The sequence below is a fragment of the Pseudomonas sp. LBUM1669 genome (assembly GCF_059695705.1).
This window is the reverse complement of sequence record NZ_CP166784.1, coordinates 5,589,311-5,616,097: the sequence shown is the minus strand read 5'-3', so window position 1 is coordinate 5,616,097 and position 26,787 is coordinate 5,589,311. Positions and strand designations below refer to the sequence as shown.

The 26,787-nt window shown below is 60.5% G+C and carries 28 protein-coding genes; 22 read left to right on the top strand and 6 right to left on the bottom strand.

The features are described from left to right. Positions 1-56 precede the first annotated feature (56 nt). The 4 genes from ACA051_RS26095 to ACA051_RS26080 all read left to right on the top strand — a co-directional run bounded on the left by ACA051_RS26095 (position 57) and on the right by ACA051_RS26080 (position 4,409). The gene (locus tag ACA051_RS26095) at positions 57-1,970 is read left to right on the top strand and encodes a sigma-54-dependent Fis family transcriptional regulator (protein ID WP_497305742.1); all 1,914 of its coding nucleotides are present in this window, start codon (positions 57-59) and stop codon (positions 1,968-1,970) included. 183 nt (positions 1,971-2,153) lie between these two features. Further along, complete coding sequence (gene mpl, locus ACA051_RS26090) at positions 2,154-3,503, top strand: UDP-N-acetylmuramate:L-alanyl-gamma-D-glutamyl-meso-diaminopimelate ligase (RefSeq protein ID WP_497372466.1); 1,350 nt, start codon at positions 2,154-2,156, stop codon at positions 3,501-3,503. Further along, complete coding sequence (gene ubiX, locus ACA051_RS26085; protein WP_219096022.1) at positions 3,500-4,132, top strand: flavin prenyltransferase UbiX; 633 nt, start codon at positions 3,500-3,502, stop codon at positions 4,130-4,132. Before mpl ends, ubiX begins: the two co-directional genes overlap by 4 nt. Beyond that, positions 4,125-4,409: a YceK/YidQ family lipoprotein gene (locus tag ACA051_RS26080; protein WP_497305738.1), complete on the top strand. Its 285-nt coding sequence runs from the start codon at positions 4,125-4,127 to the stop codon at positions 4,407-4,409. The genes ubiX and ACA051_RS26080 overlap by 8 nt, the downstream gene beginning before the upstream one ends. A gap of 118 nt (positions 4,410-4,527) precedes the next feature. Here ACA051_RS26080 and ACA051_RS26075 read toward each other — a convergent pair whose 3' ends face one another. The 3 genes from ACA051_RS26075 to ACA051_RS26065 all read right to left on the bottom strand — a co-directional run bounded on the left by ACA051_RS26075 (position 4,528) and on the right by ACA051_RS26065 (position 7,486). After that, positions 4,528-5,169, bottom strand: coding sequence for an oxidoreductase (locus tag ACA051_RS26075; RefSeq protein WP_497305736.1), 642 nt, complete (start codon positions 5,167-5,169; stop codon positions 4,528-4,530). Between the two features lie 27 nt (positions 5,170-5,196). Beyond that, positions 5,197-6,915, bottom strand: a complete 1,719-nt coding sequence (locus ACA051_RS26070) for a C13 family peptidase (RefSeq protein ID WP_497305734.1) — start codon at positions 6,913-6,915, stop codon at positions 5,197-5,199. A gap of 115 nt (positions 6,916-7,030) precedes the next feature. Then, positions 7,031-7,486 (bottom strand): MaoC family dehydratase, encoded by a 456-nt coding sequence (locus ACA051_RS26065; RefSeq protein WP_010467353.1) that lies wholly within the window; start codon positions 7,484-7,486, stop codon positions 7,031-7,033. Positions 7,487-7,683: 197 nt separating this feature from the next. Here ACA051_RS26065 and ACA051_RS26060 point away from each other — a divergent pair, with 197 nt between their 5' ends. The 5 genes from ACA051_RS26060 (at position 7,684) to ACA051_RS26040 (ending at position 10,360) form a co-directional block, all read left to right on the top strand. Further along, positions 7,684-8,046, top strand: a complete 363-nt coding sequence (locus tag ACA051_RS26060; protein ID WP_109635147.1) for a CidA/LrgA family protein — start codon at positions 7,684-7,686, stop codon at positions 8,044-8,046. Beyond that, positions 8,043-8,759 carry an LrgB family protein gene (locus ACA051_RS26055; protein ID WP_497372464.1) on the top strand — a complete coding sequence of 239 codons (717 nt, stop codon included), beginning with the start codon at positions 8,043-8,045 and terminating at the stop codon, positions 8,757-8,759. The genes ACA051_RS26060 and ACA051_RS26055 overlap by 4 nt, the downstream gene beginning before the upstream one ends. Before the next feature lie 10 nt (positions 8,760-8,769). Beyond that, on the top strand, positions 8,770-9,360 hold the full coding sequence (locus tag ACA051_RS26050; RefSeq protein WP_497372462.1) for an LON peptidase substrate-binding domain-containing protein: 591 nt from the start codon (positions 8,770-8,772) through the stop codon (positions 9,358-9,360). A 113-nt stretch (positions 9,361-9,473) separates the two neighbouring features. After that, a complete protein-coding gene (locus tag ACA051_RS26045) occupies positions 9,474-9,689 on the top strand; it encodes a hypothetical protein (protein ID WP_497372460.1) in 216 nt (71 codons plus the stop codon). Between the two features lie 92 nt (positions 9,690-9,781). After that, complete coding sequence (locus ACA051_RS26040) at positions 9,782-10,360, top strand: hypothetical protein (RefSeq protein WP_497372458.1); 579 nt, start codon at positions 9,782-9,784, stop codon at positions 10,358-10,360. A 53-nt stretch (positions 10,361-10,413) separates the two neighbouring features. Here ACA051_RS26040 and ACA051_RS26035 read toward each other — a convergent pair whose 3' ends face one another. Together ACA051_RS26035 and ACA051_RS26030 are read right to left on the bottom strand one after the other, a co-directional pair. Then, a complete protein-coding gene (locus ACA051_RS26035) occupies positions 10,414-11,730 on the bottom strand; it encodes a bifunctional DedA family/phosphatase PAP2 family protein (protein WP_497305726.1) in 1,317 nt (438 codons plus the stop codon). A 90-nt stretch (positions 11,731-11,820) separates the two neighbouring features. Further along, positions 11,821-12,519 (bottom strand): DNA-3-methyladenine glycosylase, encoded by a 699-nt coding sequence (locus ACA051_RS26030; protein ID WP_497372456.1) that lies wholly within the window; start codon positions 12,517-12,519, stop codon positions 11,821-11,823. 189 nt (positions 12,520-12,708) lie between these two features. On the opposite strand from ACA051_RS26030, the gene ACA051_RS26025 reads away from it, so the two are divergent. From ACA051_RS26025 to ACA051_RS25965, 13 genes are all read left to right on the top strand, one after another. Beyond that, positions 12,709-13,980, top strand: coding sequence for a glutamate-5-semialdehyde dehydrogenase (locus ACA051_RS26025; protein ID WP_497305722.1), 1,272 nt, complete (start codon positions 12,709-12,711; stop codon positions 13,978-13,980). Continuing rightward, positions 13,949-14,671, top strand: coding sequence for a nicotinate-nucleotide adenylyltransferase (nadD, locus tag ACA051_RS26020; RefSeq protein ID WP_497305720.1), 723 nt, complete (start codon positions 13,949-13,951; stop codon positions 14,669-14,671). The genes ACA051_RS26025 and nadD overlap by 32 nt, the downstream gene beginning before the upstream one ends. 72 nt (positions 14,672-14,743) lie before the next feature. Then, positions 14,744-15,238, top strand: a complete 495-nt coding sequence (gene rsfS / locus ACA051_RS26015; protein WP_010467363.1) for a ribosome silencing factor — start codon at positions 14,744-14,746, stop codon at positions 15,236-15,238. Positions 15,239-15,247: 9 nt separating this feature from the next. Beyond that, positions 15,248-15,715 carry a 23S rRNA (pseudouridine(1915)-N(3))-methyltransferase RlmH gene (gene rlmH / locus ACA051_RS26010; protein WP_007937439.1) on the top strand — a complete coding sequence of 156 codons (468 nt, stop codon included), beginning with the start codon at positions 15,248-15,250 and terminating at the stop codon, positions 15,713-15,715. Between the two features lie 10 nt (positions 15,716-15,725). Continuing rightward, entirely contained in the window at positions 15,726-17,621 is a 1,896-nt protein-coding gene (gene mrdA / locus ACA051_RS26005; protein ID WP_497305718.1) for a penicillin-binding protein 2, read from the top strand. Between the two features lie 31 nt (positions 17,622-17,652). After that, a complete protein-coding gene (gene rodA, locus ACA051_RS26000) occupies positions 17,653-18,756 on the top strand; it encodes a rod shape-determining protein RodA (protein ID WP_497310668.1) in 1,104 nt (367 codons plus the stop codon). A 17-nt stretch (positions 18,757-18,773) separates the two neighbouring features. Beyond that, positions 18,774-19,784 carry a lytic murein transglycosylase B gene (gene mltB / locus ACA051_RS25995; protein WP_497305716.1) on the top strand — a complete coding sequence of 337 codons (1,011 nt, stop codon included), beginning with the start codon at positions 18,774-18,776 and terminating at the stop codon, positions 19,782-19,784. Continuing rightward, positions 19,784-20,794 (top strand): septal ring lytic transglycosylase RlpA family protein, encoded by a 1,011-nt coding sequence (locus ACA051_RS25990; RefSeq protein ID WP_219096031.1) that lies wholly within the window; start codon positions 19,784-19,786, stop codon positions 20,792-20,794. The genes mltB and ACA051_RS25990 overlap by 1 nt, the downstream gene beginning before the upstream one ends. Before the next feature lie 181 nt (positions 20,795-20,975). Next, the gene (locus ACA051_RS25985; RefSeq protein WP_497305712.1) at positions 20,976-22,133 is read left to right on the top strand and encodes a D-alanyl-D-alanine carboxypeptidase family protein; all 1,158 of its coding nucleotides are present in this window, start codon (positions 20,976-20,978) and stop codon (positions 22,131-22,133) included. 80 nt (positions 22,134-22,213) lie between these two features. After that, positions 22,214-22,489, top strand: coding sequence for a DUF493 domain-containing protein (locus ACA051_RS25980; RefSeq protein ID WP_054052426.1), 276 nt, complete (start codon positions 22,214-22,216; stop codon positions 22,487-22,489). Beyond that, positions 22,489-23,136, top strand: coding sequence for a lipoyl(octanoyl) transferase LipB (gene lipB, locus ACA051_RS25975; RefSeq protein WP_497372453.1), 648 nt, complete (start codon positions 22,489-22,491; stop codon positions 23,134-23,136). The genes ACA051_RS25980 and lipB overlap by 1 nt, the downstream gene beginning before the upstream one ends. A gap of 1 nt (position 23,137) precedes the next feature. Then, entirely contained in the window at positions 23,138-24,163 is a 1,026-nt protein-coding gene (gene lipA / locus ACA051_RS25970; protein ID WP_131063091.1) for a lipoyl synthase, read from the top strand. 163 nt (positions 24,164-24,326) lie between these two features. Beyond that, a complete protein-coding gene (locus ACA051_RS25965) occupies positions 24,327-25,277 on the top strand; it encodes a S66 peptidase family protein (RefSeq protein WP_497305708.1) in 951 nt (316 codons plus the stop codon). A 141-nt stretch (positions 25,278-25,418) separates the two neighbouring features. On the opposite strand, the gene ACA051_RS25960 is transcribed toward ACA051_RS25965, so the two are convergent. After that, the gene (locus ACA051_RS25960) at positions 25,419-26,741 is read right to left on the bottom strand and encodes a lytic murein transglycosylase (protein WP_497372451.1); all 1,323 of its coding nucleotides are present in this window, start codon (positions 26,739-26,741) and stop codon (positions 25,419-25,421) included. Positions 26,742-26,787: the final 46 nt, after the last annotated feature.

Genomic DNA, 26,787 nt, shown 5'->3' with positions numbered 1-26,787 from the left:
ATGCTCGGCATCACCTCAACCACGGGTCGCCGAGCTCTCGGGGAGAATAATAAGAAATGCACGACAACCATTTGAGTCGCCATGCCCAGCAAGTCTTGACCGTAACCCAGGGCAAATCCCACCTGCACGGTCCTGGCAGCGACCCGTCCATCGCCCGCTCCTGGTTGCGTTGTCTTGAGGATTATCACCTCGACCCGGCCCTGACGATGGCACCGACGGTGCTGGAGCACGGCCGCGTACTCGAAAGCCGCGAACGCTTGCAGCAAGTGCTGCACATCGCCGGCAACGAAATGACCAGCCTGCATCAGCAACTCTCCGGTGCCGGTCATGCCGTGCTTCTGACCGACGCCCGCGGGGTGATCCTCAACTGCGTCACCGCGCCTGCCGAGCGCAAGATCTTCGAGCGCGCCGGCCTGTGGCTCGGCGCCGACTGGAGCGAAGCGTGCGAAGGCACCAACGGCATCGGCACCTGCCTGGTCGAGCGCCAGTCGCTGACCATCCACCAGGACGAACACTTTCGCGGCCGCCACACCGGCCTGACCTGTTCGGCGAGCCCTGTGTTCGACCCTCACGGCGAGCTGCTGGCGGTGCTCGACGTGTCCTCGGCGCGTCACGAAGTCTCACGTCAAAGCCAGTTCCACACCATGGCCCTGGTCAATCTCTCGGCGAAGATGATCGAGAGCTGCTATTTCCTGCGCTACTTCGACAATCAATGGTTGCTGCGTTTTCACTTGCAGGCGGAGTCCGTCGGGTTGTTCAGCGAAGGATTGCTGGCGTTCGACGGGGAAGGGCGCATCAGCGCGGTCAACCAGAGTGCGCTGAACCTGCTGGGGCACATTCGCGGCGGATTGCTGGGCAAGCCGGTCGAGGTATTTTTCGATTGCTCGCTGGATGACTTGCTCGGCCGCGCAAGTGTCAACGCCAGCGCCAGTTGGCCATTGCGCACCCGTGACGGGCGGAGCCTGTTTGCCGTGTTGCGCGGGCAGCCGCGCAGCATTCCGGTGCCGGTGGTGCCCGGCACGGCGATTGCCGAGCGTCCGCGCCTGTCGGGCATCTGCCTGGGCGATGCCGCGTTGCAGGAAGATTTCCGCAAATCCTTGAGAGTCTTCGAGCGAGACGTGCCGCTGTTGATCAATGGCGAAACCGGTTCCGGCAAAGAGGCCTTTGCCAAAGCCGTGCATCAGGCCAGCCAGCGGGCCGAGAAAGCGTTCGTCGCCCTGAACTGCGCGGCGATCCCTGAAAGCCTGATCGAGAGCGAACTGTTTGGTTATCGCGGCGGCAGCTTCACCGGCGCGCGCAAGGAAGGCATGCGCGGCAAGTTGCAGCAGGCGGACGGCGGCACGCTGTTCCTCGATGAAATCGGCGACATGCCGTTGGCGTTGCAAACCCGGCTATTAAGGGTGCTGGAAGATCGTCAGGTGGTACCGATTGGCGGCGAGCCCGAGTCGGTCAACGTGCGGATCATCAGCGCCACACACCGTAACTTATTGGAGCGGGTGCAGGACGGCAGCTTTCGGGAGGATTTGTATTACCGGCTCAATGGGCTGGAGATTGCGTTGCCGGCGTTGCGTGAACGCAGTGATAAATCGCAGTTGCTTGATTTCCTGCTTGCCGAAGAAGCGGGCGGGGAAACCGTGCAGATCGACGGCCCGGCACGCCAAGCCTTGTTGGGTTTCGCCTGGCCAGGGAACGTGCGGCAGTTGCGCAACGTACTGCGCACCTTGGCGGCGTTGTGTGATGACGGGCGGATCGGGCTGGAGGATTTGCCGATGATGATTCGTCAGGTTCGACCGGTGCCGGTTGTGGCGGTTGAAGAGCCTTCCGAACATCCACTGGACGATGCCGAGCGCCTGGCGTTGCTCAATGCGCTGGAGCAGACGCGTTGGCACATGACCCATACCGCTGAGCAGCTCGGCGTCAGCCGTAATACCCTCTATCGAAAACTGCGCAAACACGGTATCGCCCGCTAGGCACGCCGTACCACTGTAGGAGCGAGGCTTGCCCGCGAAGAACGATTACGCGGTGTATTAGCGGAACCGTGTTATGGCCTTCGCGGGCAAGCCTCGCTCCTACGGGTTTTGCGTTGACCCGAAACAAAGGTGCGATTTTCCCCTCCCTACGCTAACCTGCGGCCATGTTTTACGAGGTCGACTATGCACATTCATATTCTTGGTATCTGCGGCACTTTCATGGGTTCGATGGCGGTTCTGGCCAAAGAGCTGGGCCATCATGTGACGGGCTCCGATGCCAACGTCTATCCGCCGATGAGCACTCAGCTTGAAGCGCAGGGCATTGAGTTGACCCAAGGCTACGACCCCGCCCAACTCGATCCGGCGCCGGATCTGGTGGTGGTCGGCAACGCCATGTCCCGGGGCAACCCGGCCGTTGAATACGTGCTGAACAAAGGCCTGCCTTACGTCTCCGGTCCGCAATGGCTGGCCGACCACGTGCTGCAAGGTCGCTGGGTCTTGGCCGTGGCTGGCACCCATGGCAAAACCACCACCAGCAGCATGCTCGCCTGGGTGCTGGAACATGCGGGCATGAGCCCGGGTTTCCTGATCGGCGGCGTGCCGCAAAACTTCTCGGTGTCGGCGCGTCTGGGTGACACACCGTTCTTCGTCATCGAAGCCGACGAGTACGACAGCGCGTTCTTCGACAAGCGCTCCAAGTTCGTTCACTACCGCCCACGCACGGCCATTCTGAACAACCTGGAATACGACCACGCGGACATCTTCCCCGATCTGCCGTCCATCGAGCGGCAATTCCACCACTTGGTGCGGACCATCCCGAGCGAAGGCCTGGTGATTCACCCGACCACCGAGCCGGCGTTGCAGCGCGTCATTGAGATGGGTTGCTGGACCCCGGTGCAAACCACCGGCGCCGGCGGCCAATGGCAGGTCAAACTGCTCAGCGAAGACGGCTCGAAGTTCGAAGTGATGTTCGAAGGCGTCGCCCAAGGCGTGGTCGATTGGGACATGACCGGTCAGCACAACGTCGCCAACGCCCTGGCCACATTGGCAGCGGCTCGCCATGTTGGCGTGGTGCCTGCCATGGGTATCGCTGCATTGAGCGCGTTCAAAAGCGTGAAACGCCGGATGGAGAAAGTCGCGGAAGTCCGTGGCATCACCATTTACGACGATTTCGCTCACCATCCGACCGCCATCGCCACGACCCTCGACGGCTTGCGCAAACGCATCGGTGATGCACCGTTGATCGCGATCATCGAGCCGCGCTCCAATTCCATGAAGCTCGGCGCTCACCGCGACGGCCTGCCGGAAAGCGTGGTCGATGCCGATCAAGTGATCTGGTATGCCCCCGCCAACCTCGGTTGGGACCTGGGCGCGACCGCTGCGCTGTGCACGGTGCCATCGATCGTCAGCGATTCCCTGGAAGGCATCATCGAGCGCGTGAAGAGCCAGGCTCAGCCCGGCACCCATGTGGTGATCATGAGCAACGGCGGCTTCGGCGGCCTGCACGGCAAACTCGCCGAGGCGCTGCAATGAACAACGGCCCGGAACGCATCACCCTGGCGATGACCGGCGCTTCGGGCGCCCAGTATGGTTTACGTCTGCTCGATTGCCTGATCCGCGAAGACCGCGAGGTGCATTTCCTGATCTCCAAGGCGGCGCAATTGGTGATGGCCACCGAGACTGACGTGTCGCTGCCGGCCAAACCGCAGACGATGCAGGCCTTCCTCACCGAATACACCGGCGCGGCCGCCGGCCAGATCAAGGTGTACGGCAAGGAAGACTGGATGTCGCCAGTGGCTTCGGGTTCCGGTGCGCCCGCGGCGATGGTGGTGGTGCCGTGTTCCACCGGAACCTTGTCGGCGATCGCGACCGGCGCCTGCAACAACCTGATCGAGCGGGCTGCTGATGTGACGTTGAAAGAGCGTCGCCAGCTGATTCTGGTGCCGCGTGAAGCGCCGTATTCGAGCATTCATCTGGAGCACATGCTCAAGCTGTCAAACATGGGCGTGACGATATTGCCGGCGTCGCCGGGCTTCTATCATCAGCCGCAGACGATCGATGACTTGATCGACTTTGTCGTGGCACGGATTCTCAACCTGCTGAACATCCCGCAAGACATGCTGCCGCGCTGGGGCGAACACCATTTGAGCAGCGATGAATAAGCTGCTGATTGTTCTGCTGGCGCTGCAACTGACGGGTTGCGCCACGGCGCGCACGCTGGACGCGGCCAAGCCGGGCGCTCCGGTGGTGTATGCGGGGACGCGTCTGGATTTGTATGCCATGAATGGCGGTTGCTGCGCGATGGACCGGTTTGGCGCCGAAGCGCCGAGCTACCCCGGCGTCGACCTGCCAGCCAGCGCGTTGCTCGACACACTGTTATTGCCGTTGTCATTGCTGACGGTGATCGGGGTGAGTTTTCAGGCGACGGGTGGGTTGTAGCGTTCGGATTTGAATCGGTGTTGCGCTCTTCGGGGGCAAGCCTCGCTCCTACAGGTTCTCCGTTGCCTGTGTAGGAGCGAGGCTTGCCCGCGAAGGCGCCCGCTCAGACACCACAGGATTATTTGCCTAACTTGCGTAGTTCATCCGACTCGACAATCCGCAACCCATCCTGCTCTTCCAGCGCCAGCCGCCACATGGCGCGGGCCAGTTGGCAGGCCTCGATGCCGCGGTATTTGCCGGGGATCAAGCGCGACAACGGTCCGACAAGTTGCTCGACCGTGCGCGGTTCGAGTCGTTCGCCCAGCAACATGGAAGGTCGGCAAATGGTCAGCTGCGGCCAGTCCTGCGCGCGCAATGCGTATTCCATCTCGCCTTTGACCCTGTTGTAGAAAACCGAGGATCTGCGATCGGCCCCCAAGGCACTGATCACGATCAGGTGCCGTGCGCCCATTTCCCTTGCTCGTTTGGCGAACGCCACCACCATGTCCAGGTCCACTGCGCGAAACGCCTGTTCCGAGCCGGCCTGTTTGATCGTGGTGCCGAGGCAGCAGTAGGCGATGTCGACGCGACCGTTCAGTTGCGGCAGAAACACCGCAGGGTCGCCGACCGGGTTTTCCAGATGGGGATGCTCAGCCAGCGGCCGGCGTGAGGGAGCCAGTACCCTTGAAATCGTTGGCTCATTGAGCAGTCGATCAAGCAAATGCTCACCGGTTAATCCGGTAGCTCCGGCAAGCAATACATGCTGAGGCGTCAAGTACATAGTGTTTCCCCCTTGATACTGTTCAGCTTAGTTGCTCTTTGCGTCCTTGCTGCTGATAGAGACACTTTGTAGCGCTTTTCGTGCCTGCTGTTTGCGTAAAAGCTGCCAGTGCGAGAGGACCGTTTTCGGCGCCCAGATCTGCGGTTCAGAGGCTTCGAAGCCGTCGGCCAGCTCACGTTCCGCCACCGTGGCCTTGGCCAGCTTGAAGGCTTGCTCCAGGTCGTCGGTCTGGTTCAGCGCCTTGGCGAACAGCGCATCGCCGAAGTAGGTGAAGTTGGCTTCTTCCGAGCAACCGAAGGACACCCGATCAGCGCGCGATGCGGTCATGATCAGCGTGCGTTCATCCTTGAGCGCGGGGATGAAGCCGCCGGAATAGCAGGACGAAATCACCACGATCTTGTCGCGATTTTTCAGCGGCGCGAGCACGGCGGCGAGTTCGTCGGCCGGCAGGTCGGCCAACTCCATGCGCGGCTGATCGAGCACCAGCTCATGTTCGCTGCTGCCATGGCTGGTCAGGTAGATGAAGATCAAGTCTTCCGGGCCACTGCGTTCGGCCAGGGTCATCGCGGCGCGGCGCAGGTTTTCCCGGGTGGCCATCGGTCGGTCGACGAGGTGATCGCGATGGTTCACCAGGCGGATCTGACCGAAGGCGCCGAAGCGGCTGCTGAGCATGTTGCTGACGTAATCGGACTCGCGCAGGAACACGCTCTGCTTGCCGTCGCCGCCCAGGGTCAAGGTGTACAGCTCGACCACCGGGGTCGAGGCCGGCACGTTGGTCAAGGCGTCATCGAGCAGCCGGCCTTGGGCCAGCAAGCCGAGTTCCAGGGTGTCGGGCAGCAACTTGCCATCGGCATCGCGAACACGCTGGCCATTGATCCACGTACCGCTTTGTACCGTGCCATCAGTGAGCACCAAGGTGCCGCGCCCCGAGTAGCTGTCACTGTCGAACTGGCCGATGTAGAAGCTGCCATCGGGCAGGTTCAATCGACCCTGGCCGGTAAAGCGCCAGTCGCTGAACTGGCCGATGTAATGGCTGCCGTCAGCGCCGATCAACTCGCCCTTGCCGTTCAGCGAGCCTTCCTTGAACTGGCCCAGCCAGACATCGCCGTCGGCGTTTTCGTAGCGGCCCTTGCCGTGCAGTTGATTGTTCTTGAAGCCACCGACATAGATGTCGCCGTCGGCGCTGTTGAAGGTCCCGTTGCCTTCCAGCTGACCGTCTTTGAAGTGCCCGGTGAACTGATTGCCGCTGGCGTCGCCGCGCTGGCCTTCACCGTTGGGTTTGCCGTGGGCGAACTGGCCCTGGTAGGTGCTGCCGTCGTCGAGTTCTAGACGACCGAGCCCTGAATATTGATCGGCCTTGAATTCACCGCGATAGGTCATCGCGTTTTCTTTGAGCGTGCCTTCACCGTCACGGCGACCAAGTTTGAATCCGCCGGTGTAGCTGCTGCCGCTGGTGGTCAGTGTGCCCTTGTCGTCGAACAGGCCTTGATTGAATTGGCCGCGATAGACCTCGCCGTTGCTGCCATGCCATTCGCCCTGTCCATGCCATTGCCCCTTGTCGAACTCGCCGGCGTACCAGCTACCGTTGGGGTAGTCGATGCGGCCCTGGCCTTGCAACAAACCGTTGACCAGATCACCGCGATAGCGCCCGCCGTCCGGCAAGCGGGCATCCGGGGGCAGCAGCGATTCGCCATCGCCGCAAGCGGTGAGCAACAGGGTCAAGGCGAGGAGTGCAAGTGAGCGCATAGCGGGATCCGGGCAATTATGCGACGGAGTATGCCGCAGCTATGTGTCGCATTTATAGAGACACGGCAGAGACACGGCGCGAAACAGCGTGAGCTGTTTCGCAATCAGGCCTGTGTCAGACGAAACAGAGGGACAGCGGCTCGGCGATATACGCCGGTTTGTCCGATCCTTCGATTTCAAGCGTGGCGGTGGCTTTGAGCAGCCATTGGCCGGGTTTCTTCTCGATGACTTCGTTCATGTCGACCTTGAGCCGAACCCTGGAGTTGACCTTCACTGGCTGGATGAAACGCACGCTGTCCAGCCCATAGTTGACCACCATCTTCGCCCCTTGAGGGAGGATCAGGATGTCTTCCATCAGTTTCGGGATCAGCGACAGCGACAGGAATCCGTGTGCAATGGTGCTGCCAAATGGCGTTTGCGCGGCTTTGACCGGGTCGACGTGAATAAACTGATAATCGCCTGTGGCTTCTGCGAACAGGTTGATGCGCTCCTGATCGATGGTGAGCCATTCGGAACGTCCGAGTTCCTTGCCGACATAATCTTTGAGCTCTGCAACGGGAACATAGGGCATTGAGACTCTCCTTGGGTTTCATCGGATTTATAGTTTTTCGAGTGGGGGGATTTGACCTCCCTGTGAACCACTTTAGATCAACATGGCAAATTGCTCCGGTCAACTGACCATGCTTTTGGCGAATGCCGATCCATAGCGTTGACGTGCTTATAATGCCCGGCCCCTTTTTGGTGGGGAGCGCGCGCGGGAGATGCTGGATGTTGTTACGTGGCCTGACCTGGCTGGTGCTGTTCCAATTGCTGGGCACAGCCATCAACCATTTGTTTTTGCCGGTGCTGCCGGGGCCGATTGTCGGCCTGCTGCTGTTGCTGGTGTACCTGATTTCGCGCGGGCAAGTTGGCGAGCCGCTGAACCTGGCGGCCAGCAGCCTTCTGCGTTATTTGCCCTTGCTGCTGGTGCCGCCGGCCGTTGGCGTGATGGTTTATGCCAAGGACATCGCCGCGGACTTCTGGGCCATCGTCGGCGCGCTGGTGTTGTCGCTGGTGTTGTCCATGGCGTTTGCCGGGGTGCTGATGCAGCGCATGGTCAAGCGTCATGCCCATCGCGGAGATCGCCCATGATCCTCGATTGGCACGGCGCGCTGGATTCGGTGATTCATCACCCGTTGTTCGGCATCGGCATTACGTTGGGCGCTTATCAGCTGGTGCTGGCAGCTTTTGAGAAAACCCGCTGGGTCTTTCTGCAACCGGTGCTGGTCTCCATGCTGTTGGTGATCGGCGTGCTGGTGACGTGCGGGATCACCTTTGCCGAGTACCGCAAGAGCACCGAGATCCTCAGCATCCTGCTCGGGCCTGCGACCGTTGCACTGGCGGTGCCGCTGTACCTCAATCTGCGACGGATTCGGCAGTTGTTCTGGCCGATATTTACTACGCTGGTGATAGGCGGCGTGGTTGCCACCGGCATGGGCGTGTTGTTGGGCTGGTGGTTTGGTGCCGAACACATGATTCTGATGACCATGGCGCCTAAGTCAGTGACGTCGCCGATTGCCATGTTGGTGGCCGAGCAGATCGGTGGTGTCGCGGCGTTGGCCGCGGTGTTCGTGTTGATCACCGGCGTGATCGGTGCGATCTTCGGCCCGAGTCTGTTGACCCGGCTGGGCGTGCACAGCCCTGAAGCCCGGGGCATGGCGCTGGGCATGACCGCCCATGCGGTCGGCACGTCGGTGGCCTTGCAGGAAAGTGAAGAATGCGGCGCCTTCGCGGCGCTGGCGATGAGTCTGATGGGTGTGGCCACGGCGGTGTTCCTGCCGTTGGCGGTGTCGATGGTGGTGTAAGGAAATGTCTATGAGCTTGCCGCTTTTTCCGTTGAACACAGTGCTGTTTCCTGGCTGCATCCTCGACTTGCAGATCTTCGAGGCGCGCTACCTGGACATGATCAGCCGCTGCATGAAACAGGGCGGCGGCTTCGGCGTGGTGTGCATTCTCGACGGCGAAGAAGTGGGCATCGCACCGGCGGGCTATGCGCTGGTGGGCTGCGAAGCGTTGATCACTGATTTCAAACAACAGGACAATGGCCTGCTGGGCATTCGGGTACAGGGCGGACGGCGCTTTCATGTATTGCGCACCGAAGTGCAGCGAGATCAGTTGACCCTCGCTGACATCGAATGGCTGGAAGATGAACCTGAACAGCCGCTGCAGGATGAGGATGCGGACCTGGTCGCCCTGCTCAAAGCCTTGGCCGAGCACCCGATGGTCGAGGCGTTGAACATGGGTACCGAAGCGACCGGGCAACAGTCGCTGGCGAATCAGCTGGCCTATCTGCTGCCATTTGCCGAAGTGGACAAGATCGACCTGCTGCAACTCGATGATCCCCAGCAGCGGCTGGATGCGATTCAGGCGTTGCTGGATGAGTTGCAGGGTGAGTTGTTTGCCTAGTTGTACTTTGTATTAAGTTGTCTGGTTCGCCACTATTGTCTTCGTAAAGCTCAATCAGTAGTTTGCAGCTATTCGCATGAGGCGAATTAACTGTTAACTATATGGATGTGGTTATGACAATTTATGAAGATGAATGGGCGTTTTGGGATGATATTGCCGGGCGTTATGTTTTAAAGCACGCGGGCACCGAGTCTAATACGGCTAATATTATTTACGCCGCTGCTTACTATGCAGATTCAATGGTTGTCGCGCGACGTAAGCGCAAGCGAGTAAAACTTTCAGTCTCCGGAACGGCTGCCGATGTTTCAGACGCCCCGGCGGCCATTTAGTACACGACTTATAAAATATTCGGCAACGGACTGAATTCCGCACGTATTGCTGAAAAAACAAGAATTGTGTGAAAAGCACATTGAGGTGATCCATGTCTCTGGAAAATCAAAGCAACGCATTTACCGCTAATCTTTACGTCAACGGCATGCCGGTGGTACTCAACCAGCAGCGCCTGAAGCTTCGGCTGCGCGACCCGCGAATCAACCGGCGCGAGCGCCTGGACGTGGAGGTGGCGTTGGCGAGTCACGACAGTGCAAGTATTCTGACGCTGGCCGATCATGAGGATGACAAACCCTTGTTGTTGAAATTTGTGCCCAAGGCTGGCAAATATGAAGTTCTGGCCGTTATTCGAGGTGCCTATGAAGGTAGTCGTTTAACGGTTGATGCCGGAACCCATCATCTTTACATGAATGGCGGTTTGGAAGGTTCCAGTTTTTCCATACGCAAGCACGGGGTGGAGCGAGCTGGTTTTGATGATCTTGTTGCCGGTCCTGTGTATGTGCAGCTCGTGAGTGAGCTTAATAGTCGGCCGCTCTATCTCGCTGACGACAAGGGGAAAGTGCATTTTAAAGATGTTGATCCAAACGCCACCAAGCATGACGCGTTCAATAATGCCCCTGTCAACTTCGTGATCAAGATTGTTGATAAGCCGGGCGAGGTGCGCAAGTAAAAGAACGCCATCAGTCCTGCACTCTGATGGCGTGTACCTCATTAGGTATTAGCCTAATAGGCATATCTCAACATCGCATGCGGAAGATGCCGCAATGCAAAGAACCCGAACAGCGCCACCATCACCGGCAATATCAGCCACCAGACCTTGGGCGGCATGGCATTGAGCGGTGTCTGGCGCTGGCTCAGCCACAGGCTGGCGGCACACACGCACGCCGCCAGCATCGCGCCGGCCAGTATATCCGTTGGCCAGTGCGCGCCCAGGTACACCCGGGACAGGGCAATCGCCAGGGCCGGCAAACAACCCAGCAGCAACCAGGTCAGGCGCATCCGCGGCGGCTGACCGCGACCGGCCAGCACGGCGAGGGCCAGGAACAACGCGAAGGAACCCGAAGCGTGGCCGCTGGGCATGCTGTAGCTGGTCAGCGGATCACTGAGTACTTCCGGGCGTATGCGGGCGAAAAATTGCTTGGTAAACGTGTTGCCGAGGGCGGTGAAGAGCAGGGCGCTACCGGCAAAAATCGCCTGGCGCCACTGCCGGGTGAGCAGCAGCAATCCGGTCAGCAGGGCGCTGAACACCAGCATGTTGCGGAACTCTCCGATCAGCGTGAAGGTGACGGCCACTTCATCGAGCATCGGGCTGCGGTGTTCCTGAACCAGGGTCATCACGCCTTGATCGAGCGCGGTCAGGTGCGGGTAGCCGATAAACAGCCCCGCCAGAATCAACAGGCCGAGGCTGGCTATATAGGCGGTGGCGTGGCGATGGCGGCGCAGACTGCTGGTCACGCTCAAGCCGATCATTACCGCAATGCTGCCGGCGACGATCCCTGCTTCAGGCCAGAAACCTTCGGGCAATGGCAAGCGAATCGCCGCGCCCGTGGCCCAGCCAGGCAGCAAGTAAGCGACGCTCCAGCCCGCGGCGGCCAGCAAGCTGACGGCGGCGAAGCGCGGGAACGGCATGTCGAACATCCCGGCGACCATCGGTAGCATCGGGCGTAGCGGGCCGATAAAGCGTCCGACCAGCAGGCTGGCAATACCGTAGCGCTGGAAATACGCCTCGGCGCCGGCGATCCATTCCGGATGGTGGCGCAACCCCGGCAGCCGCCGGATGTTCTGGTGGAAATGTCGACCGATGAAGTACGAAACGATGTCGCCCAGCACGCCAGCGACAAACCCCAGCAAAAGCGTTTCGCTCAATGACAGCGCCCCGCTGCCGGCCAGTACCGCCACGGCGAACAGCAACACTGTGCCAGGCACGATCAACCCGGCAATCGCCAGGCACTCGACAAAAGCCACAATGAACACCGCCGCAGCCAGCCATTGCGGGTTAGCCGCCAGCCAACCGGTCACGCTATCGAGCCATGGGCCCATAAAAACAACTCCCTCTGATGTTCATTGGTCCCATGGGACGAACGCAATCTTCAAAACACTACAAGCTCCCACAAGGGGGATATTCATTGTTCAGGACAGCAAAAAATAGTCGCGACCTTCGACCTGCCCCCGTCGCAGCGGGTTCCGCGTGCAATACGGCGCGTAAGCCGCATCGACGAAGCGATACATCAAATGCTCATCGCGTCCGTGGGGAATGCCCAGGCGCGTGGTCTGGATAATCTGGGCAGGCGCTGGGCCGATGTCTTCGACCAGCAACACTTCATGGTCAAAACGCTTGGCATCCCAGATGGGCACCTTCAACCCCAGCGACTTGCACAACAATGTCTGCCCGGCGCAGAGCTTTTGCGAGGGGCGAGGGCGACCTTGGGCGTCGGGATTGTTCAACAGCATCTGCGCCAAGCTCGCCGGCCCGCTCAACTCATCGACCCATGGATAGGCGGATTTGATCAGCACCGCGTTGCCCGGCCCTTGGGCGCTGAAGTTGAGGGAGTCGCCGCCGCGGGCGTAATACATATAGATGTGCCCGCCATCCAGAAACAAAGCCTTACGTTTTTCTGTGTAGCCGAGGGACGCGTGGCTGCCTTTTTCTTCGCAGTAATAGGCCTCGGTTTCGATAATCCGAGCGCTCAGCCACAGGTCGCCGACCCGATGACGGATGACCTTCCCGAGTAAATCCCGGGCCAGGGTTTGCGCGTCGCGGTCGAAAAATGCGTCCGGGAGCCCCGTGGGCAGGCGTGCAGCGGACGCTCGAACAGTCAGGTTGGACATGATGAACGGTGTTTATCAAGGCTGATTGAGTCGTGATGATAACAATTTGCAGCTTAATCCCGGCTGAACGTCGGCAAATTGCCCTCCATTTCGACCATCCGCCCGTCACCGCTGTTAGTCCCGGGACGCGACAGCTATAATCTGCCGCTTTACTCTTTACCAAGACCTTAGCAAAGACCCCCACAGACAATGACTGAGTCCGTTCTTGACTACATGACCCGCTTGGGTCGCGCTGCCCGTGAAGCTTCTCGCGTCATTGGCCGTGCCAGCACTGCGCAGAAAAACCGCGCGTTGCAGGCGGCTGCCAATGCGCTGGACGCTGCACGCGTCGAGCTGACGGCGGCCAATGAGCTGGATTTGGCCGCGGGCCGCGCCAATGGTCTTGAGCCGGCATTGCTTGAGCGTCTGGCGCTGACCCCGGAGCGCATCGACGGCATGATCGTCGGTTTGCGTCAGGTGGCGGCACTGCCGGACCCGGTCGGCGCGATTCGCGACATGAGCTATCGGCCATCGGGCATTCAGGTCGGCAAGATGCGCGTGCCGTTGGGCGTGATCGGGATCATCTACGAATCCCGGCCGAACGTGACCATCGACGCCGCGAGCCTGTGCCTGAAGTCCGGCAACGCGACCATCCTGCGTGGCGGCTCCGAGGCAATCAATTCCAATCGTGCCATTGCCGCCTGCATCCAGCGCGGCCTGGCCGAAGCCGATCTGCCGGCTGCCGTAGTGCAAGTGGTCGAAACCACCGATCGTGCGGCCGTTGGCGCGTTGATCACCATGCCGGAATACGTCGACGTCATTGTGCCCCGTGGTGGCCGTGGCCTGATCGAACGCGTCAGCCGCGATGCCCGCGTGCCAGTCATCAAACATCTGGACGGTATCTGCCACGTCTACGTCAGCGCCCACGCCGATCTGCCGAAAGCCCAGCGCATCGCGTTCAACGCGAAGACTTACCGCTACGGCATCTGCGGCGCGATGGAAACGCTGTTGGTGGATCAAGCCGTTGCCAAGGATTTCCTGCCGTCGATGGCTGCACAGTTCCGCGAAAAAGGCGTCGAACTGCGCGGTTGCGAACGCACCCGGGCGATCATCGATGCGGTGGCGGCCAGCGAAGAAGACTGGAACACCGAATACCTGGCGCCGATTCTTTCGATCCGCGTCGTTGACGGGCTGGACCAGGCGATCGAACACATCAATCAGTACGGCTCGCATCACACCGACTCGATCGTCAGCGAAAACCTCGCCGATACCCGGCGTTTTGTGGCGGAAGTCGATTCATCGTCGGTGATGATCAACACACCGACCTGCTTCGCCGATGGCTTCGAATACGGATTGGGTGCCGAGATTGGCATTTCTACTGATAAGCTGCACGCCCGCGGCCCGGTGGGCCTCGAAGGTCTGACCTGCGAGAAGTACATCGTGGTCGGTGATGGCCAGTTGCGCGGCCAGGCGTCAGTCTGACTTGGGCGACCTCAAACAGGCAGCCCCGCAAACCGCCAGCGAGCCTGCGCCTCGACGCATCGGCGTGCTGGGCGGGACGTTCGACCCGGTGCACATCGGCCATTTGCGCGGTGCGCTGGAGGTCGCCGAGTCGCTGGCGCTCGATGAGTTACGCCTGACACCCAGTGCCAGGCCGCCGCATCGCGGTACGCCGCAGGTGTCGGCAAAGGACCGTCTGGCGATGGTCGAGTGCGCGGTGGCCGGTGTGGCGCCGTTGGTGGTGGACGCCCGCGAATTGCAGCGGGACAAACCGTCCTACACCATCGACACCCTGGAACTGATGCGCGCCGAACTGGCCGCCTCTGACCAGGTTTTTCTACTTTTGGGCTGGGACGCATTTTGCGGCCTGCCCACTTGGCACCGCTGGGAAGAGTTGCTCCAGCATTGCCACATCCTGGTGCTGCAACGCCCGGATGCCGACAGCGAACCGCCGGATGCCTTGCGCAATCTGTTGGCGGCTCGCTCGGTGAGCGACCCGCTGGCCCTCAAAGGGCCGAGCGGACAGATTGCATTCGTCTGGCAGACGCCGCTCGCGGTATCCGCCACCCAGATCCGTCAACTGCTGGCCAGCGGTAAGTCGGTACGTTTCCTGGTGCCCGACGCGGTCCTGGCCTACATCGATGCGCACGGTCTCTACCGTGCGTCGAACTGAAAAAGGGAGCGCTTCAAAACACGTGAACGCGTGTACCGAAGCGCCCGAACATACGAGCAAAACGAGTTTTATATGACGAACAAAGACGTAACTAAAGTAAAGCGCAAAGGCACGTTCAAAAGCGCCCCGCTGCCTGAGCCGGTTCTCACCACCGAGCCACTTAAGGGTGATGAGCTGGTCAAGGTGGCCGTAGCCGCCCTGGAAGACGTGAAAGGCCAGGACATTCAGGTCATCGACGTTCGTGAAAAGCAGAGCATCACGGACTATATGATCATCGCGACCGGTACCTCCAACCGCCAGATCGGCGCCATGCTGGATAAAGTCCGCGAAGCCGTCAAAGCCCTGGGCGTCAAGCCGTTGGGTGAAGAAGGCAAGGGCGACAGCGACTGGGTGCTGCTGGATATGGATGACGTCATCGTTCACATGATGACCGCATCGGCTCGTCAGTTTTACGACCTCGAGCGTCTGTGGTCCGGTGCAGAGCAGAGCCGTGCTCTGAACGCGGCTCACCACAGCCCGGAAAACACCCATGAGCATTTCGTCAAGCTCAACAAAGACCAGCAATAAGGGACCGCTGTGCGACTGCGACTGATCGCCGTCGGCTCCCGCATGCCCAAGTGGGTGGAAGAAGGCTGGCATGAATATGCCAAGCGTCTTCCGTCCGAGCTGGCGCTGGAGCTGGTGGAAATACCGCTCAATACCCGTGGCAAGAACGCCGACGTGGCGCGCTTCATCCGTCAGGAAGGCGAAGCCATGCTGGCCAAGGTCGGGCCAAATGAGCGTGTTGTGACCCTCGAAGTCCATGGCAAGCCCTGGAGCACCGAGCAGTTGGCGGTCGAGCTCGATCGCTGGCGTCTGGACTCGCGCACGGTGAATTTCATGGTTGGCGGCCCCGAAGGGCTGGCGCCGGAAGTCTGTGCGCGGGCCGATCAGCGCTGGTCGTTGTCGCCGTTGACGTTGCCGCACCCGCTGGTGCGGATTCTGATCGGCGAACAGCTGTACCGTGCCTGGACAGTCCTGTCCGGCCATCCTTACCACAAGTAGTTCTGCCCTCATGCCTCAGCCGATCCGCATCAAGGACCACGAAAAAGACGCCCGTCTGGTGCGTGGCCGCGTCGTGTTCGGGGCTATTGCGGTGGTGTTGCTGATCTGTGTGCTGATCGCGCGGCTGTATTTCCTCCAGGTGATTCAGTACGAATACCACTCGACCTTGTCGGAAAACAACCGCGTCCATGTGCAGCCGATTCCGCCGACACGCGGGCTGATCTTCGACCGCAATGGCGTGGTGGTGGCCGATAACCGGCCCAGCTTCAGCCTGAGCATGACCCGCGAACGGTCCGGCGACTGGCAGCAAGTGCTCGATGTGATCGTCGAAGTGCTTGAGCTGACGCCCGAGGACCGGGTGATCTTCGAGAAGCGCATGCGTCAGGGGCGTCGGCCGTTCGAGCCGGTGCCGATCCTGTTCGAGCTGACTGAAGAGCAGATCGCCCGCATCGCAGTGAACCAGTTCCGTCTGCCGGGCGTGGAAGTGGTCGCGCAGTTGGTGCGTCACTACCCGCAGGGCGCGCATTTCGCGCACTCGGTGGGCTACATGGGGCGGATCAACGAGAAAGAGCTGAAATCCCTCGATCCGGTCAACTACAGCGGCACCCATCACATCGGCAAAACCGGCATCGAGCGTTTCTACGAGCCGGAGCTGCACGGTCAGGTGGGTTACGAAGAAGTCGAAACCAACGCTCGCGGCCGCGTACTGCGCGTGCTCAAGCGTACAGATCCGATTCCCGGCAAGGACATCGTCCTGAGCTTGGACATCAAATTGCAGGAGGCGGCCGAAGCGGCACTTGGCGGTCGTCGTGGCGCGGTGGTGGCGCTGGACCCGAAAACCGGCGAAGTCCTGGCGATGGTCAGTGCGCCGAGTTTCGACCCTAACCTGTTCGTCACCGGCATCAGCTTCAAGGCCTATTCCGAGTTGCGCGATTCCATCGACCGGCCGCTGTTCAACCGCGTGCTGCGCGGTTTGTACCCACCGGGTTCGACCATCAAGCCGGCGGTAGCGATTGCCGGTCTGGATGCCGGCGTCGTCACTGCGTCGAGTCGAGTGTATGACCCCGGCTATTACCAGTTGCCCAACTACGATCACAAATACCGTAACTGGAACCGTACCGGTGACGGCTACGTCGATCTGGACACGGCGATCATGCGGTCCAACGACACCTACTTCTACGACCTGGCCCACAAGCTGGGAATCGATCGCTTGTCGGCGTACATGAGCAAGTTCGGAATCGGTCAGAAGGTTTCGTTGGACATGTTCGAAGAGTCGCCGGGGCTGATGCCTACACGTGAGTGGAAGCGTGCAACCCGGCGTCAGGCCTGGTATCCGGGCGAAACACTGATTCTGGGAATCGGTCAGGGCTACATGCAGTCGACGCCGCTGCAACTGGCCCAGGCCACCGCGCTGGTGGCCAACAAAGGCATCTGGAACCGCCCGCACCTGGCCAAGACCGTCGAAGGCGAGCGGCCGAAGGATGAAAACCCGATGCCGGACATCATCCTGCGTGACCCGTCCGACTGGACCAGGGTCAACCACGGCATGCAGCAGGTGATGCACGGTGCCCGGGGTACGGCACGCAAAGCGGCGATCGGTTCGCAATACCGCATCGCCGGGAAAAGTGGTACGGCCCAGGTGGTCGCGATCAAGCAGGGCGAGAAGTACGACCGCTCCAAGGTTCAGGAGCGCCACCGCGACCACGCCTTGTTCGTCGGCTTCGCGCCGGCCGACAATCCGCAAATCGTGGTGTCGGTGATGGTCGAGAACGGCGAGTCCGGTTCTGGCGTCGCCGCGCCCGTAGTGCGTCAAGTCATGGACGCCTGGCTTCTGGATCAGGACGGTCGGTTGAAGGCCGAATACGCCAGCCCTATCAGTGCGGAGGCTACGGCCCGTGAAGAGTAATTTCGATCGCATCCTCTCCAGTGAGGATGTGATGCGTCGCCGTGCGACGCTGTTGCAACGCATGCACATCGACGGCCCGTTGCTGATCCTGCTGCTGACCCTCGCTGCCGGCAGCCTGTTCGTGCTGTATTCGGCCAGTGGCAAGAGCTGGGACCTGCTGGCCAAGCAAGCCACTTCGTTCGGCATCGGCCTGGTGTCGATGATCGTCATCGCCCAGTTCGAGCCGCGTTTCATGGCCCGCTGGGTGCCGGTCGGTTATGTGATCGGCGTGCTGTTGCTGGTGGTGGTGGACGTCATGGGCCACAACGCCATGGGCGCTACGCGCTGGATCAACATTCCGGGTGTGATCCGCTTCCAGCCTTCGGAGTTCATGAAGATCCTGATGCCTGCGACTATCGCCTGGTACTTGTCCAAGCGCACCTTGCCGCCTCAGCTCAAGCATGTGGGTGTCAGTCTGTTCCTGATCGGCTTGCCCTTCATCCTGATCGTGCGGCAGCCGGACCTCGGCACCTCGTTGCTGATTCTCGCCGGTGGCGCTTTCGTCTTGTTCATGGGCGGGTTGCGCTGGCGCTGGATCATGAGTGTGCTGGCGGCGGCCGTACCGGTGGCCGTGGCGATGTGGTATTTCATCATGCACGACTACCAGAAGCAGCGAATCCTGACGTTCCTTGATCCGGAGAGCGATCCGCTCGGCACGGGCTGGAACATCATTCAGTCAAAAGCCGCCATCGGTTCCGGCGGCGTGTTCGGCAAAGGCTGGCTGCTCGGCACTCAGTCGCACCTGGACTTCCTACCGGAAAGCCACACCGACTTCATTATTGCGGTCATGGGCGAGGAATTCGGCCTGGTGGGTATCTGCGCACTGCTGCTGATTTACCTATTGTTGATCGGTCGTGGGCTGGTGATTACCGCCCAGGCCCAGACATTGTTCGGAAAATTGCTCGCGGGCAGCCTGACCATGACGTTTTTTGTTTACGTTTTCGTCAACATCGGTATGGTCAGTGGCCTGTTGCCAGTCGTGGGGGTGCCGTTGCCGTTTATTAGCTACGGAGGAACTTCGCTGGTGACGCTGCTGTCAGCGTTTGGGGTTTTGATGTCGATCCATACCCATCGTAAGTGGATCGCACAGGTTTGAATAAGGTGAAGATGTCAATGCAAGTAATGCGTGGCTGGGCGACTCGATACGCGCCGTGGGTCGGCCTGGTAAGCATCCTTGGCACAGCGCAGGACGCGTTGGCCGGCGACTACGAAGGCTCACCCCAGGTGGCCGAATTCGTCGGTGAAATGACCCGCGACTACGGTTTTGCCGGTGAACAGCTGATGGGCGTGTTCCGCGAAGCCGAGCGTAAGCAGTCGATTCTGGACGCGATCTCGAAACCCGCCGAACGAGTCAAGCAGTGGCACGAATATCGCCCGATGTTCATCACCGACGCGCGCATCGCCCGTGGTGTGGATTTCTGGCGTCAGCACGAGGCGGTACTGGCCCGTGCCGAGCAGGAATACGGCGTGCCGGCTCAAGTCATTGTCTCGATCATCGGCGTTGAGACCTTTTTCGGCCGCAATACCGGAAATTTCCGGGTGATCGACGCTTTGTCGACCCTCGGTTTCGACTATCCCCCTCGTGCCGAATTCTTCCGCAAGGAATTGCGTGAATTCCTGTTGCTGGCCCGGGAAGAGCAGGTCGATCCGCTGACCCTCAAAGGCTCCTACGCCGGCGCCATGGGTTTGCCGCAGTTCATGCCGAGCAGTTTTCGAGCCTACGCGGTGGACTTCGACGGTGACGGCCACATTAATATCTGGACCAATCCGGTCGATGCCATTGGCAGCGTCGCCAGTTATTTCAAGCGTCACGGCTGGGTCGCCGGCGAGCCGGTGGTCAGCCGCGCCGATGTGCGTGGCGAACAAGTGGATGAAGGTTTGACGACGGGCATCGAGCCGACTAAAACGGTCGGGGAGTTGCGAGCCTTGGGCTGGTCGAGTCATGATGCGCTGCGCGATGATATGCCGGTCACGGCTTTCCGCCTGGAAGGTGACAATGGCCCCGAATACTGGATGGGCCTGAAGAATTTTTACGCAATCACGCGTTATAACCGCAGCGTGATGTACGCCATGGCCGTACATCAACTGTCTGAACAGCTGGTCCAAGCACGGGGCGTCAAGTAATGCGGGCATTGCCTATGAATAAACCCCTGAAGCTGATGGCATTCGCCGCGTTGGCGGTGCTGGTCGCCAGTTGTTCGACCAGCCGCGCGCCGACGCAAAAGTCTTCAACGGCCGTGCGCGCAACGCCTGGCCTGGACATCAACCGTGCCCACAAAGACGGCGCGCCATGGTGGGACGTCGACGTATCGCGCATCCCGGATGCCACGCCGACCCTGCACTCCGGTCCTTATAAAGCCAACCCGTACACCGTGCTGGGCAAGACTTACTTCCCGCTGCAAGAATCCAAGACCTACGTTGCCTCGGGCACAGCGTCCTGGTACGGCACCAAATTCCACGGTCAGAACACTGCCAATGGCGAGGTGTATGACCTGTACGGCATGAGTGCCGCTCACAAGACATTGCCACTGCCAAGTTACGTTCGGGTGACCAACCTGGACAACAACAAAAGCGTAATCCTGCGGGTCAACGATCGCGGGCCGTTCTACTCGGACCGCATCATCGACTTGTCCTACGCCGCCGCGAAAAAACTCGGTTACGCCGAAACCGGCACCGCGCGGGTCAAGGTCGAAGGCATCGATCCGCAACAGTGGTGGGCACAAAAGGGCCGTCCGGCGCCTTTGATGCTCAACGAGCCGCAAGTAGCGCAAAATGCCGCGCCGACGATTACCGCTTCGGCCGGCACCGTCGAGCAATGGACGCCACCGCCGCAGCAGCACGCGGCGGCCGTGGTGCCCGTGCAGATTGATGCAAAAAAAAACGCTTCTGTACCAGCCTCTGGCCAGTATCTGCAGGTGGGCGCGTTCGCCAACCCGGACGCTGCAGAACTCCTGAGATCGAAGCTCAGCGGGATGGTGAGCGCTCCGGTGTTCATCAGCTCGATCGTGCGCAATCAACAGACGCTGCATCGGGTGCGCCTGGGGCCGATCGGTTCGCCGGGTGAAATCCAGCAAGTGCAGAACAGCGTGCGCCTGGCCAATCTCGGTTCGCCGAGCGTGGTCACCGCCGAATAATACGTAGTACCTGATTGAGGGTTCGCTTGCGGTTTGGGGGGTGAACCTGGTTGTTGGCTCGTTGAAGAACAAAAGCCCGGCAAGGGTTCTGAGTGAGCAACTGAACACGCGATGGCCCGTTAGAAGGCCATCTGATTAGTTTTGCCTTCGGGCAGTTTCCATTAGCGATTTCGAGAGACGGATGAACATCACCACCTTTGCCAAACGCCTGTGTCTGCTAGTCCCGCTGCTCCTCTCGCCTGCCGCTTTCGCGGTCGAGATGATGCCGTCGCCACCACAACTGGCCGCTAAATCCTACGTGCTCATGGACGCCAGCAGCGGCAACGTGCTGGTCGAGAACAATGGTGACCAGCGTCTGCCGCCGGCCAGTCTGACCAAGCTGATGACCGCGTACATCGCGACCCTGGAAATCCGTCGTGGCCAGATCGGTGAAAACGATCCGGTGACCGTCAGCGAAAACGCCTGGCGTACCGGCGGTTCGCGGATGTTCATCAAGGTCGGCTCGCAAGTCACCGTCAGCGACCTGCTGCACGGCATCATCATTCAGTCGGGCAACGACGCCAGTGTCGCGCTCTCCGAGCACATCGCCGGCAGCGAAGACGCGTTCGCCGACATGATGAACAAAACCGTGGCCGACCTGGGCATGACCAACAGCCACTTCATGAACCCGACCGGTCTGCCGAACCCTGAGCACTACTCGTCGGCTCACGACATGGCCGTGCTGGCTCGCGCGATCATCCACGAAGACCCGGCTCACTATGCGATCTACTCGCAGAAAGAGTTCTTCTGGAACGGCATCAAACAACCTAACCGCAACCTGCTGTTGTGGCGCGACAAGACTGTCGACGGTCTGAAAACCGGTCACACCGACGAAGCCGGCTACTGCATGGTGTCTTCGGCTGTACGTGATGGCATGCGCCTGATCGCCGTGGTGTTCGGCACCAACAGCGAAGTGGCCCGTGCCTCCGAAACCCAGAAGCTGCTGACCTACGGTTTCCGCTTCTTCGAAACCCAGACCTTCTATCAGAAAGGCGCCGAGCTGGCTCAGGCACCTGTCTGGAAAGGCAGCACCAATCAAGTCAAGGCCGGCCTGGCTCAAGACCTGACCATGACCCTGCCAAAAGGCCAGCTGAAAAAGCTCGCCGCCAGCATGACCATGAACCCGCAACTGGTTGCGCCAATCGCCAAGGGCGACGTAATCGGTAAAGTCGAAGTGAAACTGGACGACAAAGTGGTGCACAGCGCCGACCTGATCGCCCTGGACGCTGTCGAGGAGGGTGGTATCTTCCGCCGCATGTGGGATAGCATCCGTCTATTCTTCTACGGCTTGTTCAACTGAATTAGTGTGGACTTGCATGACCCCGTTCCAATCCGGAGCGGGGCCATGTCCGTTGCCACGGCTTACGAGGCCGTTACGCCATGACAGATACCGAAGTAAAGGCGCCAAAGATCGAATTCCCTGCCAATGATTACCCGATCAAAGTGATCGGCGACACCATTGTGGATATCAAGCAAAAGATCATCGATATCGTTAAGAAACACGCAACGATCAACGATGAAAAGGTGGACGAACGCCAGAGCAGCAACGGCAAGTACACCACCATCCAGTTGCACATCATCGCCACCGGTCAAGACCAGCTGTACGACATCAACAGCGAACTGCGGGCTACCGGTTTCGTGCACATGGTGCTGTGATGTCTGGCACGCTGGGCTTTCGCGAGCTCGGCCAGATGGCTTATGAGCCGGTCTGGCATGCCATGCAACGCTTCACCAACGAACGCGGCAGCAATGCCGCGGACGAGATCTGGCTGGTCGAACACCCGCCGGTGTTTACACAGGGCCAGGCCGGCAAGGCTGAGCACGTGTTGCTCCCGGGAGATATTCCGGTAGTAAAGGTTGATCGCGGTGGTCAGGTGACTTATCACGGCCCCGGCCAATTGGTGGCCTACCTGCTGCTCGATGTGCGCAAGCTGGGTTTCGGTGTGCGTGACCTGGTCAGCCGCATGGAACACTGCCTGATCGAGTTGCTGGCCAGCTACGGCGTGACTGCCGTGGCCAAGCCGGATGCTCCGGGTGTCTACGTCAACGGGGCGAAAATCGCGTCCCTGGGTCTGCGGATCCGCCACGGTTGCTCCTTTCATGGATTGGCCTTGAACGTGAACATGAACCTGGAACCGTTTCGACGGATTAATCCCTGCGGTTACGCCGGGCTGGCGATGACCCAGCTGAGCGATCACGCAGGATCGATTGAATTTGCCGAGGTAAGTGCCCGGCTGCGCGCGCAGCTCGTCAAACACCTCGACTATGCTGAGCAGACGACCCTAACGGGCGGAATCGACTGATATGACTACTGATGCAGTGCAAACCATGATCCCGACGCTGGATGTCACCGAGCGTCCGGCCCCGCGTGCCAAGGTTGAAGCCGGCGTCAAGCTGCGCGGCGCCGAGAAGGTTGCACGTATCCCGGTAAAGATCATTCCGACCACCGAACTGCCGAAGAAACCTGACTGGATCCGCGTGCGCATCCCGGTTTCGCCGGAAGTCGACCGCATCAAGGCGCTGCTGCGCAAACACAAGCTGCACAGCGTGTGCGAAGAAGCGTCCTGCCCGAACCTCGGCGAGTGCTTCTCCGGCGGCACCGCCACGTTCATGATCATGGGCGACATCTGCACCCGTCGCTGCCCGTTCTGCGACGTGGGCCACGGTCGTCCGAAACCACTGGACGTCAACGAGCCGGAAAGCCTGGCCATCGCCATCGCCGACCTGAAACTCAAGTACGTGGTGATCACCTCGGTCGACCGCGACGACCTGCGTGACGGCGGTGCCCAGCACTTTGCCGACTGCATCCGCGAGATCCGCAAGCTGTCGCCGAACGTGCAGCTCGAAACCCTGGTCCCGGACTACCGTGGCCGCATGGACGTGGCGCTGGAAATCACCGCCGCCGAGCCACCGGATGTGTTTAACCACAACCTGGAAACCGTGCCGCGCCTGTACAAGGCTGCGCGTCCGGGTTCGGATTACCAGTGGTCGCTGACCCTGCTGCAACGCTTCAAGCAGATGATGCCGCACATTCCGACCAAGTCCGGCCTGATGCTGGGTCTGGGCGAAACCGACGAAGAAGTCATCGAAGTCATGAAGCGCATGCGCGAACACGATATCGACATGCTGACCCTGGGCCAATACCTGCAACCGTCCCGCAGCCACTTGCCGGTCCAGCGCTTCGTGCACCCGGACGTTTTCGCCTGGTTCGCCGAGGAAGGTTACAAGATGGGCTTCAAGAACGTCGCTTCCGGCCCGCTGGTACGTTCCTCGTATCACGCCGACGAGCAGGCGAAGCTGGTTAAAGCTGAATTGATGTCGTCTCTGTGATAAAGCGCCCGTAAGGCTTTTCAGCCTTGCGGGCGTTTTTGTTGGCCGTGCCTACGGCCGCTACCGTCTTTTCCTGCAACCTGCGGGGCGCCTGATCCTCTTCTGTTTGTCCCCGTTCCTGACTACTGTGTGCTGAAGCTTTTTCGCGCAGGGAGATTCATGGATGACCGTTCGACCGACCCACACGCTGTTTCCTCACTCAGCCGTTCCGGCCTTGCCCTCGGAAGGGCTGATCGGTGTGATCGCGCCCGCCGGTCCCGCCAGGCTGGACACCGATAAAGCCGTTGCCTGGATGCGCGCTCGCGGTTATGCGCTGCGGATATTTCCCGGGGTGTACGAACAGGATGGCTACCTGGCCGGTAGCGACGATGTGCGGCTCAATGATTTGCACGCGGCGTTCGCCGACACGGAAGTCGATGCGATCATTTGCCTGCGCGGCGGTTACGGTACGCCGCGTCTGCTCGATCGCATCGATTTCGAGTTGCTGCAAAACAACGCCAAGCCGTTCATCGGCTACAGCGACATCACTGCGCTGCACGTGGCGATCAGCCGTTACGCCGGTTTTGTGACCTTCCATGGTCCGCTGCTCAATGCCGATTTGTTGGGCGAGAAGCAGAAGCCGACGGAGTCTTCGTTTTTCAACATGCTCAGAGGGCAGGTGAAGGCGGGCAGTGTGCTTTCGCACCCGGTGGCCTGGCCGCTGACCACGATCGAACCAGGCATCGCTCACGGGCGTTTGCTGGGAGGCAATCTGTCGATGATTGCCGCGACCATGGGCACGCCATTTGAGATGGCGGCTGAAGGCGTCATTCTTTTCATTGAGGACATCAACGAGCCGCTGTATCGCATCGACCGCTTGCTGACTCATCTGCGCCTGGCCGGCACGCTGGGCAAGTTGCGCGGGGTTCTGGTGGGGGATGTGGCGGGGGTAGATACGGTTGCGCTGGAACGATTGCTCAAACAGACGTTCGAGCCGTTGCGGATACCGGTGCTGGCCGGGTGGCGCAGCGGGCATTGTGATCCGAACCTGACGTTGCCGATGGGGGCGTTGGTCAGGCTGGATGCGGGGAAGAAGGAATTGGTGTTGGAGCAGGATGTGGTGGTCAAGCGGTAGTTCGATAGCGCCTGATAGTCAGTCTTCGTCGGAACGCCGCCCGGAGCCGGCTCGCTCCCAGGTGACCGAGTTCTTTCATGTAAATACGGTCAAATGTGGGAGCGAGCCTGCTCGCGATGGCGGCAGTCGCCATACGGCTAACTATCGGTTACGCAGGCCTTCGAGCAGCTTGTGCGTCGGATACCCGTCCGCCGGCCAGCCAAACGACTGCTGTGCACTGCGGATCGCCTTGCGAGTGTTCGCGCCGATGATGCCGTCAGCAGTGCCCGCATCGTAATTCTGCGCACTCAGCAGGCTTTGCAGTTCAATCCGCTCGGTGCGGCTCAATGGCAAGTCATCTTTTGGCCAGGTGCCATTGATCAGGCCGCCGCCATTGAAGCGCTCGGACAACAGGCTCACCGCCAATGCATAAGACGACGAGTTGTTGTACTTGAGGATTGCGCGGAAGTTGTCGAGCACCAGGAACGCCGGGCCACGATAACCGGCCGGCAGCAGCAGGGCGGCGGACAGGTGTTCGGAGCCCGCCGGAGCCTGGGCGCCATTGGGCAGCGAGACACCCAACTGTTGCCATTCGGCGACGCTCTTGCGAATCGTGCCGTCGGCCAGAACGTAATTGAAGCTCCCCGGCAACCGCACTTCAAAACCCCATGGCTGGCCTCTCTGCCAGCCGGAGCTTTGCAGGTAGTGCGCCGTCGAGGCCAACGCATCGGCCGGGCTGCCCCAGATGTCCCGGCGGCCGTCACCGTCGAAATCCACGGCGTGGGTGTTGTAGGTGGTCGGGATGAACTGGGTCTGGCCCATGGCGCCCGCCCAGGAGCCGAGCATTTTCTCAGGCTCGATATCGCCTTGTTGCAGGATTTGCAAGGCGGCGATCAGTTGCGCATGAGCAAAGCCCGGACGCCGGCCTTCATAGGCCAGGGTCGCCAGGGAGTTGATCACTGACTTGTTGCCCTGGAACTGACCGAAGTTACTCTCCATGCCCCACACCGACACCAAGGCCTGGCGATCAACGCCGTAGCGCTGCTCGATGCTTTGCAGGATGTCGGCGTATTGGCTGACCAGCGCCTGACCTTTGCGTACCCGTAGCGGCGACAGGGCACCATCGAGGTATTCCCACACCGGGCGGGAGAATTCGGGTTGGCTGCGATCGGCGCGGATCACGCTGGTGTCGAGGCTGACATTGGCGAAGGCGCGGTCGAACAGATCAGCGCGGATGCCAGCGGCCAGCGCGTCTTTGCGGAAACCCGCCTGCCATTCGGCGAAGGTCTGGGTGGGCTGGATGTCGAGGTTTTCGCCGGTTGGCACCACGGGCGGAATGACCGCAGGGGCTGTCGCGATGGGGAGGGTCTGAAGCGGCTGGGCGTCGGCGGCGGTCGGTTTTTCCGCGCAGGCGACTAGCAAAATGAGGCTGGAGGCAGCGATCAGTTGGCGCAGTGGCCAACGACGGGAAAGACAAAGGGGCATGCACAGGTCCAGGGAGTACGAATCAGGTGCAGACCTTAACATGTTG